We start from the raw sequence: 12,544 nt of genomic DNA on the forward strand, positions 1-12,544 counted from the left end.
GTGGTGATCAGCTACCACATGCCCGTCGCCGCAGTTCCAGAGTTCTACGAGTCCTGCGCCGCGAACGCGTACTGAACCAGCGCCGCATCCTTCTTCGGTACCGCCAGATCGAATGTTCCTTGACTCGTCACCAATTCATAACCTTCGAACTTCGGCGCCAGTCGGACCTTCTTGGGCACGGACCGCAGCGTGAAGGGCGACTGCAGCCGCGCGCTCCTGCCACCACGCCGATCCGTCCAGACCGGCGCCTCACCGGCGACAAGCCGCAGATACCCTTGCCTGAGCCGAGCTATCTGTTTCCCCTTACCCACCGAAACCAAAATCTCCCCGCCAATGGTCTGGGTGAACCCTACGACCAGAATCGGTTTACTGTTCCGGAAATCTTCGATGTCCTGCGCGGACGTTCGCCGTCGGATCCGCATCCAGCGGAGAAGCACATCTAACCCCGTTTGAGTACCTGCAGCTCGCCGTGCGGCCTGTGTGGCGGTCATTTTTCAGCAATCCTCACTCAGCGACTTGAACCCAATAAATAGTGGAACGGAAATCGCCCAGAAGAGCAGCCACCGAATCGACATCACGCGCCCCATCACACCCTTCCACCCTTCGAACACTGGACTCCCACAGTTCAAAGATCTCCCCGGCGCAATCATCACTAACAAAGTCACCGATAGAGTTTCTCCTGGATTCGCCTAATATTGGACACCTCCTCCTGAAGCACACCAGAAGAAATGCTGCCGTGATTCGCATTAAGACCGGTAAGATCAATATCCAGGCTGGCCAGCGCCACGAAGTCCGCGGCTGCGAAAGCGCATGAACTGCTCGACCACGCCCACGCCGGCTTCATTGCCGGCACCCGCGCCCGCATCTGGCTCCATGAACTCTCATCGACATCAATGCCGATGAGCACTTCCTCGCACTGCTACCAGATTTCGGTAACTCAGCCTGAATCACGGAGAAATAGTCGACACATTCCATCCGGCGCACTCCGCTACGACTCGAGCAACCTGCCGACGCTTCGGATAATTAAATTGAACCCTGGAGAGGCGTTCTGCATAAATTTCAGCGACATCAGCCCCCTCTTGAGACAATAGGCGGATATCCTCACCAAGCCAGATATCCTCAACTCCCCGCAGAGTTGTCTTAATTCCCCGAAGCTCGGCCCGCGAGTATCCACCGCCCGCATGCACCAGGTCATCACAGGAATCCCAGAAGTTTCCCACGCCAGACCTGATCCTCCATAGGCGATCGCTTGCAGACAACTCTTGCGAGGCCACCAGTATCGCTATGCCGGCAGCCGTCGATTGAAAATAGACCGGGGTGGACGAATCCTCTAGTGGGCCAATCTCGCTTCGCCAGCCTCTCAACGAAACGATCGTCTCGGCACCTCCAGGCCCCCCCGAAGCACTGCACGCAGCGACGATGTCATCGATCTCTGCGAGGAATGCAGTCCCAGCAACCTCAAGAACAGGGCGCATTCTGGCGAGGGAGAGCCCTCCTACCAGACTCGACGAGTCCATTAGCCACCATCCCCAAGTACCACTCGCCATGGTGTATTTCCAGTGCTCGATACGCCAACTCCCTTACCAGTGGAACTCGACTTAAGACCCATCCCTGTTGCTTGCGCATAACACGGTGGGCACATTCTAGTCGACGAAGCCATCCCTACAATCTTCCATTCACTACCCAAGCGATTCATGATCGTGGCCTCTGCATGCCCCTGCCCAGAGATGTAGCGCTCTCCGCGGAGCGGTGCGTTGCCTCCCTTCCATTCGTCAGGGAGACCAGTGCGCTCAGTCACGGCAGCTGTAGTTCCAGCGTCTGGGCTGGTCAGCGAGTCGCCGGGGCGGATGTGGGCATGAGTACGGCCACCGTGATCATGAACGTTTGTGACGACGTATCAAGACGCGGTGGCCGTGGAAGCAACGATAGCCGAGCGGGCGTGGGGCGAGGTGTTCGGGAGGGCGATGCGGGCGGTCGCGGGCTGCTTCGCACGACGTGAAGCCCGGGCGACGGCGGCGGAGTTGGTCGCGGGGCTGTTGCTGGAGGTGGACACGCGGAACTGCTGGACGCTCGCGCAGGTTCTGGGACATCCGGGCCCGCACCGGCTGCAGCACCTGCTCTCGCGCGCCCGGTTCGACCATGAGCGGGCCCGGCAGGAGATCGCGTGCCTCGTGATCGATGAACTCGCCGGTCAGAGCGTGGTGTTGGTGGCGGACGAGACGGGGGATGCGAAGTCGTCCACGGACTGCGTGGGCGCCGGCCGGCAATACTCCGGTGCAATCGGCGGTGTCGGACTGTGCCAGGTGGCGGTGCACCTGGCGGCGGTCACCGCGACGACGAAGGTGATCATCGATCGGGCCCTGTATCTCCCGGCGGACTGGGCTGCGGACGAGGAACGCCGCGAGGTCGCCGGAGTGCCGGAGGAGATCGCCTTCGCGACGAAGCCGCAGCAGGCGCTGGCCATGGTCACCGACGCGTTCGCCGCCGGCCTCAAGGCCCGCTGGTTCGCGGGCGACGAGGTGTACTGCGGGCGCGAACTACGCCGGGGCATACGGGCGCTGGGGCTCGGCTACACCGTTGGCATCGCCGCCACCTACCAGGTCATCGACGGGACCGGACGCCGGTGGGAGGCCCGCAAAATGATCAACAAGGTGCGGCCCGGGCAGTGGATGCGCCGGCAGACCGGACACGGCACCAAGGGCACCCGCGAGTACGACTGGGCCTGGCTCGATGTCCGCGCCGACGACGCTCCCGACGAGAACCGGAACGAGAAGGAGCCCGGGACGAGTGTGCTGGTCGCGCGGCGGCACCGCTACACCGGCGAAGTGTCCTACTTCCGCTGCTGGGCACCCGGCGACGTCTCACTCGGCACGCTGGTGGAAGTGATCTGTCGCAGGTGGCGGATCGAGGAAACCTTCCAACTCGCCAAGGGTTTCACCGGACTCGACCAGGGCCAGGTGACCTGCTGGAACTCCTGGATGCGCTGGTCACTGTTCTCCCTGATCGCCGCCGCCGTCCTTGCTCTCACGGCCGCCGCCGTCCACGACGCCGCCGAGGACGAGCCCGCGCTCGTCCCGCTGAGCTGCCCCGAGCTCATCCGGCTCCTGCGAGCCGTCGTGCTGCCGCCACCCGTCCGCGACCGCGAGCACGTCCTGCACTGGACCGCCTGGCGACGCCATCACCAAGCCGTCGCGACCGCCTGCCACCAGCAACGACACCACCGTCACGACCAACCGTGATCAAGAACTACAGCTGCCGTGTCAGTCGCTACCCACGTTTCGACCTTGTCCGGATTATTCACGTTCCGAACTCGGGCAACTGCAACCGTGGATGCCTCGTCGGCCCGAGTTCCATAAAGCTCGCGAGCCCTGCGGAGCAGATCACCGCCGCAGTTGTGAACCAGGACCGGCGTCTTCCCTGCCAGCACATAGTACGTGTGTGTGAAGCCAACCGTCAGATCATGCGTCAGGTGCTGACGATGCCATATCTCGACTGCCGACACCACGACTGCCGCACCCGAGGCAGACAGGAGGCGCATGCCGGGTTGGATGTTGCCAGCCTTGGTCCAGGTGGCCTTGGAAGTGATCCAGAAGGGGTGGGTGACCGTTGCGGTGATCTTCGAGGACTTGCCGCCGCTCCGGACGGTCAGGGTGGCGAAGTCCTTGTCGTGCCGCGTGGTGATGAGCTTCTTGACAGGTCGGCTCTGGGTCTTGCCTGTCTTGGGGTCGGTCGCCCGGACCTTGTCACCCGGTTCGATGTCCTTGATCTTCTTCTCGTGGCCGTCGGCCATGAGGACCTTGGTCGCTGGCAGGAAGCTGTGGTCACAGCTGCCGCTCTTGGGAGCAGCGGTCTCGGCTCGCTCGCTTCCCCTCGCCGCTCCGGACCGCGCCGTTCCTTCCGCCACCTCGTCAGCGGCCTTCGCACCGGATTCGGTGGCGGCCTTGGACGCCGTTGCTGTCTCGGCTCCTTCGGCTACAGCGGCTGCCCCTGTGCCTGCGATGCCCATCGCTCCCGCGATGACAGCGCCGCCTTCGCCTATTACTCCGATGGACGCCCCGACGGCGGCGACTCCAATACTGCCTGTTTCCGCACCGGCCGTGAACCCTGTGGCACCGGCCATGAGAACCGCCCCGCAGCCACCGGCTGTAAGTGCGACACATGCGATAACACCGACGACGACTGCGGTCGCTACAACTGCTGCTATCACGGGGTGGCGCTGGACAGACCCGGCGTCGGCTGCCTTGACCGGGTCCTGCCGAGTTGTCTTCCTGGCCTTGAAGTCAACGGCCTTGCCGCTCCGGGTCGACGGCAGATGCACGGTGTGATGGCCGTGCCGCTGCGACGCCCACACGGCCGGTGCTGTGCCCAGTCCCGTTGCGACCAGTGCGCTCGTTGTGACGGCAACGACCCACATCCGTGTCCGCCGTAACCCACCCATGACTGCACTCCCCGCTTCTTGTGAAGCCCGCCGAACCCGGACTGCCGCTTGTGTGACGTGGCCGCTGTTACAGCGGGATGGGTACTTCGTTGACGTAGAGCTGGCTGATGGCGGTGTCGGACATCACGCCGGTCCACACCCTCACGTCGTCCACGAGGCTGTGTGCGAAGTCGCTGTACGCACCCGTGCTGATGCGGCCGCGTCCGATGTTGAACGTGCCCGTGGCCTGCCAGGGGCTGGTGAAGACGACTCCGTCACCGGTGTCGTCGTCGGTGTCGGTGTCGCCCTGGGCGCCTTGCCGGACGCCGTTGACATAGAGGAACAGTTGATGGTGGGCGCCGTCGTAGACACCGGTGAGAAGTGTCCAGTCGCCCGGGTCGACCAGCTGGGCGGAGGCTACGGTGGCGGGCACCTTGACGACCGAGCCGCTGGTGCTGTCCGCGGTGGTGCGGCCGAACACCCACATGCCCTGGGAGGAGCCCGCGGCCTGGTCGTACCAGAGACCCCATGAGTCGCGTACGCCACCGGACTGGGTGGCGATCCTCATGTGATGGGCGACAGTGGTGTCGGACAGTGCCGAGGCGTCGAGCTTGGCCCAGGCTGCCACGGTGAAGTCGCCCTGGGAGTCCACGATGGGCCCGGAGGCGGTGCCGTTCGCCGTGGATGTGCCGTTGAGGGACAGGACGTTGCCCTTGCCTCCGTCGTCGTCGGTGGCCCAGGTGCCACCGGCGGCGACCGTGGCCGGGTGACCGTACCCGGACGAATCCGAGGCACTGGTGCCTGTGGTCTCCGACATATCCCAGTCGGCGGCGAGCGCGGGTTGCGCCTCGCCGGTGTCGGCGTTGGTCATGGCTTGGAGGTCCGCGACCTCCTCGGCGGACATGACGCGATTCCAGAGCGTGACCTCGTCGACACTGCCGGCTGTGAACTCCGCGCAGGTGTTCTGGTACAGACGGCAGCCGATGCCGACCGGGCCGGCTGCCTGCCACGGGGTGGTGAACGACGCGTTCAGCGATGCGTCGTTCACCCCATTGACGTAGAGACGGACTTCCTGCTCCTGAGCGTCGTAGACGCCGAGCAGATGAGTCCACACGCCGATCACGGGGGTCGCGTCGGACAGGGCACGCACGATCGTCGGCGATGTCACGTCGGAGGCATGCCGGTTGAAGACCCAGCCGTAGGTACTGGAGTAGTAGAGCTGGAAGCCGTCGGCGTTCGTACCCTCCTGCGCGACGAACGTGCTGTTGGAGGCAAGTGAGGTGAGCCGCACCCACACAGACACGGTGAAACTCTTCGTGGTGTCCAGGGCGGAGGAATCCGTCACCGCGTACGCGGAGGTTGCATTGCCCTGCAGGGCCTGACCGAGCCGGGCCTTGCCGGTCCACCCTGCGCCACCCTTCAGGGTGGCGTTCTTTCCGCCGGCCGAATCGACGGCGGTGGAACCGGTTCCCTCATCCATGGACCAGTGATCGACGGGTCCGGCGCCCGCCGCCACCTTGAACGTGTAGGTGTAGCTGGCAGAAGCGTTCCCCGCAGAGTCCCAGGTCTGCACGGTCAGCGTGTTCACCCCTCGCACATCAGGAGCGAAGGTACGGGTGTAGCTGGTGGTCGCTGTCGAGAACGTCTTGGTGCGGACAGCGTCGTCGTTCAACTGGTAGGTGTACTTGACGACATCGGAAGCTCCATTGGCCTTGAGCGTGAAAGCGCCGGGGCGGCCCACCCCGTCGGACGCCGTACAGACATCGGGGTTGTCGGGACTGGCGCACTCCGGGTAGTCGGTGGAATCCACGTCCGGGGGGACCGGTCGGGTTGTGTCGATCGTGAACCAGCACGCCGAACTCCAGCCCGAGTACATGTATCCGGTCGTGCCGTTGAAGGAGTACTTGTACTGGGTGCGGGCCCGGTACCAGTATGTCTGCCCGTTGGTGAGCGTCGGCGTGGTCCATGTCCCGGCCGTACCCGAGGCCGTCCAAGCAGACGGGCTTCCCGACCCGGCCGAGGGATCGGTCACGTCAGGGTCGTATTTGTACACCTGGAAATTCGGGCGCAGGGTGGACTGTGAGCCGTCCGACGACTTGGGCACCGCAGTCAGCGTCGGTGTCGTGTCACGAATCACCGCTGCCGTAGCCCTGGTCGTGGCACAGGCCAGGCTGGGATTCGACATCTTCACGCTGGCCGGAGTGCTGGGTTTCGACACGAACGTCACGGACAGCGTGGGTTTGTGATCGGACGGCGAGGCAAACTGCTTCCACGCGATCTCGTCGTCCTCGTCACTGGCCTGCAGGCCGAGAGTAGTGGTCGAGGCGGACTCGGCCGCGGTGTAAGTCACCGCGTCGGTCGCGTCGAAGGACACGTTTCCGCCAGGGCAGGAGGAGGAGTAGCCCTTGGCGGTCGTCACCGTGTCCACGAGTTTGGACCACGCAGGCTGCGCAGACCACTTCGTCGACGACGAGATCGAGCCGGTCCGCCACAACTCCACCGGCTTGTCCGTACAGTTCGCCGACCATACCTCGAGTGCCGCGAAAGTGGCCGAGAGGATCTTCTTGTCGCCCAGGGTATGGGTGTCGAACTGGTACAGCGATCGGGCCTTCTTGTTGTCCACCCACGCGTCATAGCCGACACCCAGCGCATGCGAGGTCTTCCAGAACGAGGTAGAGCTTTCGGTCGACCAGACGGTCGTCCAGCCCGACAGTGATGCGCTCGTGGTCTGGGGATCCAGCACCACGGGGTACGTTGTGGCGGGGTCGTCCAGGAAAGAACGGTCGGGCTGAAGGGTCAGTGCGTCGTCCGAGACCGTCATGTCCATCGCCACCGACCTGGCGCCCGGGTCCGGATCCGCCACCACACCTGGATCCGCAGCCACGGATCCGGCGGAGGCCGTGACGCGGTACGAGGCGGCGTCAACTGCCGAGCCGGCGGCTTCGGCCGCTGCCGAGGAGTCGTACATCAGCGCGGTGCCTGTGGTGAACACAGGTCGTCCCTGACCGTCGACAAAAGCCGCGCCACCGCTGTGGGTGTCATACGCGGAGACGCCATCGACCGATACCGGGAACCGGATACTCGACAGATCCGCGTTCTGAGCCGCCTCGCGGGTCTTGACCACGAGGTTCTCGCTGAAACCGTCCGGCGTGGCCTGCACCACCAGGTCTGTCCCCGGTACGACATCCGGGTAGGTGGCCGTGGAACCGGACAGTGTCGGCGTGGGCAGGGTCCAGGGCGAGCCGATGCTGTATGACTTCCCGTCCCTGGTGATCTTCGCCAGCGGAGTGCTCGAACCACCTCCGGAAAAGGTCATGTCTGCCGCCGCCGCCTTCGGCGCGATTCCTCCGGATGCGGTGGTCACCAGATCCGTGTCGACCGGGACCCAGTTCCCTGCCTGCTTCACCCTCACCGGCCCGGGATCGAACTCCACCGTGAAGGTGCCGTCCGGCTGAGCAGTGACCAACTGGGTGGGGGTCGTCTCCTCGTTCACCGCGACCGGGGCCCCCGACGCTGCCGCCTTCTCCGACGCAGACGCCTCAGGCGACAGATCGTGATCACCGGCGTCCGCCGACGCGGACTGAGACATGTCCGCTGCAACCGCCTGAGAGCCGGCAGCACCCAGCAACTGCACCACGAGCAACGGCGCGACCAGCCGAGCACAAGCGGTGAGCCGACTCCCGCCATGACTCTTCACTCTGGCAGCACTGCGCACTCTCGCCCACCCCATGTCCCCGCCCCGTGATCACAGATTTTTCACAGCCGGGTGATCAAAACCTGCGTGATCTTTTACGTCAACGTCGCGCAGGCCGGAACCGGGCAGCGACCAAACCCGCTCATGACCGCGATGTCGGGCGGGCTCTCACACACGGGGAGTGCAACGGTCAGGGCAAGAATGACCCATCGACGAGTGATCGAAGATCAAAAGCAGTGGCAGGGGCATGGATCCAAAATGGTTCAAGTCACCATCGTGATCCCGGTAAACGAAAACTTCCTTCAAGGATCTGCCGTGGACGACCGACTGCTCCGCGCACGGCGCGATTCGGCGGGAAATCGGTTCTCTCCGGGGATGCGGCGCACCGGCAGACGTCCGGGCGGAAGGCGCTGCGGGCCGACCGGGGTTCCCGCGGCGGGAGGGGCGCTTACGCTGTGCGGTGCTCCGCTGCCGGGGGTCCTGCGGTGAGCTGGGTCGTTGCCGCTTCGCAGAAGGAGCGGAGGCCGGTCAGGAGGGCGTGGCGGGCTGTGGGGGGCATGTGGTCCAGCACCGTGCTCAGGGCGGCCTCGCGGCGGGTGCGGAGGTCGGTGAGGAAGGTGCGGCCCTGCGGGCTCAGGCGGAGGCGTACCTCGCGGCGGTCGGTCTCGCACACCTCGCGTTCGACGAAGCCGGCGGCCTGGAGGCGGTCGCACAGGCGGCTCGTCGAGGGGGGTGTGGAGCCGAGGTGGTCGGCGAGGGTGCGCAGGTTGATGTCCTCGTGGGCGTCCAGGGCCAGGAGCACACGCAGCTGGGAGGACGAGACCGGTGCGATGTCGGCGCGGCCCCACAGCACTTCCAGCAGTTCCGCGGCCATGGCGGTGACACCGGCGGCCTCGCCGGGTTCGGGGCGGGGGCGGAAGGGCTTCGTCACGGACACCCTCTCGCCGACACCAGGACGTCCCTCAGGGTACTCGGGGCGCGCGGGTGCGCCGCGATGCCGTCCGGCTGCGATGCCGTCCGGCTGCGAGGGTGTCCGGCTGCGAGGGCGGTCACACCGGTGGGCGTGCAGCGGAGGCGGGCGGAGCGGGCATAGGGAGGTGCATGGACAGATTCGTCGCCGTCGAACGCGCGCTGCGTACCGCCGCTCCCCATGGGCTCCTCGCCGCCGTCCGCCGGGAGCTGGAGCGGGGGTACGGAGCGACCGGGACGGACCTGCTGCTGGCCGACTACGCCACGGCCGTACTCCTCCCGGTGAACGGGCCGACGAGCGGGCGTGCCCCGGTCCCCGTGCACGGCAGCCCGGCCGGCCGCGCCTTCGGCGCTCAGGAGCCGTTCCTGGAGGAGCCCGCGAGGGGCACGGTGCGGGCCCATCTGCCGGTCACCGTGCGCGGGGACCGGATCGGGGTGCTCTGCGTGGATCTTCCCGACGGGGAGCGGGCCCGGAGGGATCTCGGTGAGCTGGCCGAGATCGCCGAGGTCCTCGGGCACGCGCTGCTGGTGGCCGAACGGGACACCGATGTGTATGTGCGGGCCCGGCGCAGGGACCGGCTCACCCTCGCCGCCGAGATGCAGTGGCAGCTGCTGCCGGGCCGGTCCTGCTCCCGGCCGGAGTTCGACCTGGGGGCGCAGCTCGAGCCCGCCTACGCCGTGCACGGGGACAACTTCGACTGGTCCGCCTCCGGGGACCGGCTCACGCTGTACGTCACCAACGGCACGGGCGAGGGCATCGAGGCGGCGCTGCTGACGAACCTCGCGGTCAACGCGCTGCGCAACGCCCGCCGCGCCGGGATCCCGCTCTCCGAGCAGGCCGCCCTCGCCGACCAGGCGGTCTACGGCCACTACCGCGGACGCAGTCATCTGGCGGTGCTGATGCTGGAGTTCGATCTCGCCACCGGGCAGGCCCGGGTGGTGGACGCGGGCTCGCCGTGGCTGCTGCGGCTGCGGGCGGGGGTCGTCGAGCCGGTGCCGCTCGACGCCCAGCTGCCGCTGGGCATGTTCGAGGAGACGGAGTACGTCGCCCAGGAGTTCCGCCTCGAGCCCGGGGACCGGCTGGTCTTCGCGAGCGACGGGGTCTACGACGTCGTCTCGCCGAGCGGCGAGACGTACGGCGACGCCGCGCTGGCCCGGGCGGTACGGGCCACCCGGCTGCTGCCCGCCGCCGAGGTGCCGCGGGCCGTGCTGCGGGAACTGTCCGGCCACCGGGGCACCCCGGAGGTGAAGGACGACGCCCTGGTCATGTGCCTCGACTGGCGGGGACGGTGACCGCCGGTCGACCGCCGGTCGACCGCCGGTCGACCGCCGGCTCAGACCGCGACGGCGGTCAGCGGGCGTTGCGGGGCAGCTTCACCACCTGGACGAAGAAGTCGTCGATCTGGCGGACCGCCGCGATGAACTGGTCCAGGTCGACCGGCTTGGTGACGTACGCGTTGGCGTGCAGCCGGTAGCTGCGCAGGATGTCCTCCTCCGCGGCCGAGGTGGTGAGGACGACCACCGGGATGAGCGAGAGCTCCGCGTCGGACTTGATCTGCTCCAGGACCTGCCTGCCGTCGTACTTGGGCAGGTTGAGGTCGAGGAGGATCAGGTCGGGGCGGGGCGCGCCCGCGTGCTGCTCCCGCTGGTAGAGGAAGTCCAGGGCCTCCTCGCCGTCGCGGACCACGTGGAGTGTGTTGCCGATCTTGTTGTCCTCGAACGCCTCGCGGGTCATCAGCTCGTCACCGGGGTCGTCCTCCACGAGGAGCACGTTGATCGGGGTAGCGGCGGGGGTCGTCATGCCAGGGCCTTAGTGTCGTCGTGGAGGCCGTCGCCCGCACCGGGCGGGGTGTCTGCGGCGGCCGGAAGGGTGAAGCAGAGGCGGGTGCCGTCGGTGTACGCGGTGTCGATCCAGATGCTGCCGCCGTGGTGTTCCACGATCTTCTTGCACAGCGCCAGGCCGATGCCGGTGCCCTCGTAGGCGTCGCGGCTGTGCAGTCGCTGGAAGATGACGAAGACCTTCTCGGTGAACTGCTCGGGGACGCCGATGCCGTTGTCCGTGACGCACAGCCGCCAGCCGGCCGGGGTGTCCGGGTCCCTCTCGCAGGTGACGGACACCCGGGGGGCGCGGTCGGGCCGGCGGAACTTGACGGCGTTGCCCACCAGGTTCTGCCAGAGCATGGTCAGCAGGGTCGGGTCGCCGGTGATCTCGGGCAGCCGTTCGGGGCGGTCGATCCGCGCGCCGGTCTCCTCGACGGCCGTATCGAGGTTGCTGAGGGCCTTGCTCAGGGTCTGGCCGAGGTCCACGGGTTCGCGGGCGTCGTTGAGGCGTCCGACCCGGGAGAAGGTCAGCAGGTCGTTGATGAGGATCTGCATGCGCTTGGCGCCGTCGACGGCGAAGCCGATGTACTGGAGCCCGCGTTCGTCGAGCTTGTCGCCGTAGCGTTTCTCCAGCAGCTGGCAGAAGGAGGCGACCTTGCGCAGCGGCTCCTGGAGGTCGTGGGAGGCGACGTACGCGAACTGCTCCAGTTCGGCGTTCGAGCGGCGCAGCTCGACGGCCTGGGCGTCGAGGCCGGCGGCCTGGCGGGCGAGGATCTCCTCCTGCTCGCGGGAGGCAGCGAGGGCCTCGACGATCCGCCTCCGCATGCCCTCGACGTCGCCGGCCACAGCGGTCAGGTCGGCGGGGCCGGTGACGGTGATGACGTGGTCGAAGTCGCCGCCCGCCACGCGCCGTGACGCGGTGCGCAGCGCGTCCAGCGGGCGGGCCACCAGCTGCCGTACCAGCAGGGCGAGCACGAGGCCGGTGAGCAGGAAGGCGGCGACCATGGCGGTCAGGACGGTGTTGCGGATCGCGCGTTCGTGTTCCACCCGGGCCGTGCCGTCCGCGACCGCGTTCCTGAGGTCGCCGTTCTGCTTGGCCCACACCTTGCGCAGCTGGTCGAACTCGGTCTTGCCGAGCGCGGCCGAGCGCTCGTCGCCCGTGTCGGGGTGACCGGGGCTGATGGCGGAGGCGAGGGGCTCCGCGTAGTCGCGGCGCCAGTCGGCCGCGCCCCGCTCGACGGTGCGCAGGTCGGCGAGCAGGTCCGGGCGGTCGTGCAGCAGGGTGCGCAGCCGGGCGGCCGAGCGGGCCTCGTCCTGCTTGCCCTGGACGTACGGCGTGAGGAACTGCTTGTCGGCGGCGATGGCGTAGCCCCGGATGCCGGTCTCCTGGTTGACCAGGGCCGCCTGGAGCCGGTACGCCTCGGTCTGGGCGGGCTGGACACGCCGGAGGAGGTCGTCGGTGGCGCGGGCCGTCTGGTTGAGCAGGTTCGTCCCGATCACGCTGCCGACGGCCACGAACAGGGCCATGAGGGCCAGCACCAGGAAGAACCAGCTCTGTACCGTCAGCCGGTCGCGCATCCGCCGTGTCCCGTCCTTCGTGTCGTTCACCCGCAGAACCGCCGTCTCTCCGCTGTGCCGGTCGT

General features: G+C 67.0%; 9 protein-coding genes. 2 read left to right on the top strand and 7 right to left on the bottom strand.

Features of this window, described 5'->3' with window-relative positions; translation table 11 throughout:
• Positions 1 to 44 precede the first annotated feature (44 nt).
• Positions 45 to 491 (bottom strand): hypothetical protein, encoded by a 447-nt coding sequence (locus ABZ862_RS21600; RefSeq protein ID WP_360960395.1) that lies wholly within the window; start codon positions 489 to 491, stop codon positions 45 to 47.
• 170 nt (positions 492 to 661) lie between these two features.
• Positions 662 to 907: a hypothetical protein gene (locus ABZ862_RS21605; protein ID WP_360960397.1), complete on the bottom strand. Its 246-nt coding sequence runs from the start codon at positions 905 to 907 to the stop codon at positions 662 to 664.
• 1,000 nt (positions 908 to 1,907) lie between these two features.
• Here ABZ862_RS21605 and ABZ862_RS21610 point away from each other — a divergent pair.
• On the top strand, positions 1,908 to 3,239 hold the full coding sequence (locus ABZ862_RS21610; protein WP_360960399.1) for an IS701 family transposase: 1,332 nt from the start codon (positions 1,908 to 1,910) through the stop codon (positions 3,237 to 3,239).
• Here ABZ862_RS21610 and ABZ862_RS21615 read toward each other — a convergent pair.
• The 3 genes from ABZ862_RS21615 to ABZ862_RS21625 all read right to left on the bottom strand — a co-directional run bounded on the left by ABZ862_RS21615 (position 3,224) and on the right by ABZ862_RS21625 (position 9,048).
• A complete protein-coding gene (locus tag ABZ862_RS21615) occupies positions 3,224 to 4,318 on the bottom strand; it encodes a Hint domain-containing protein (RefSeq protein WP_360960401.1) in 1,095 nt (364 codons plus the stop codon). The genes ABZ862_RS21610 and ABZ862_RS21615 overlap by 16 nt on opposite strands.
• 187 nt (positions 4,319 to 4,505) lie before the next feature.
• On the bottom strand, positions 4,506 to 8,054 hold the full coding sequence (locus ABZ862_RS21620; protein ID WP_360960403.1) for a LamG-like jellyroll fold domain-containing protein: 3,549 nt from the start codon (positions 8,052 to 8,054) through the stop codon (positions 4,506 to 4,508).
• Positions 8,055 to 8,559: 505 nt separating this feature from the next.
• Positions 8,560 to 9,048, bottom strand: coding sequence for a MarR family transcriptional regulator (locus ABZ862_RS21625; protein ID WP_360960404.1), 489 nt, complete (start codon positions 9,046 to 9,048; stop codon positions 8,560 to 8,562).
• A gap of 164 nt (positions 9,049 to 9,212) precedes the next feature.
• Here ABZ862_RS21625 and ABZ862_RS21630 point away from each other — a divergent pair, with 164 nt between their 5' ends.
• Positions 9,213 to 10,373, top strand: a complete 1,161-nt coding sequence (locus tag ABZ862_RS21630) for a PP2C family protein-serine/threonine phosphatase (protein WP_360960406.1) — start codon at positions 9,213 to 9,215, stop codon at positions 10,371 to 10,373.
• Positions 10,374 to 10,431: 58 nt separating this feature from the next.
• Here ABZ862_RS21630 and ABZ862_RS21635 read toward each other — a convergent pair whose 3' ends face one another.
• Both ABZ862_RS21635 and ABZ862_RS21640 read right to left on the bottom strand, forming a co-directional pair.
• On the bottom strand, positions 10,432 to 10,881 hold the full coding sequence (locus tag ABZ862_RS21635; RefSeq protein WP_360960408.1) for a response regulator: 450 nt from the start codon (positions 10,879 to 10,881) through the stop codon (positions 10,432 to 10,434).
• Positions 10,878 to 12,479 carry a CHASE3 domain-containing protein gene (locus ABZ862_RS21640; protein WP_360960579.1) on the bottom strand — a complete coding sequence of 534 codons (1,602 nt, stop codon included), beginning with the start codon at positions 12,477 to 12,479 and terminating at the stop codon, positions 10,878 to 10,880. Before ABZ862_RS21640 ends, ABZ862_RS21635 begins: the two co-directional genes overlap by 4 nt.
• Positions 12,480 to 12,544: the final 65 nt, after the last annotated feature.

The organism is Streptomyces sp. NPDC047000 (genome assembly GCF_040644295.1).
In the GTDB taxonomy this organism is placed as follows: domain Bacteria; phylum Actinomycetota; class Actinomycetes; order Streptomycetales; family Streptomycetaceae; genus Streptomyces.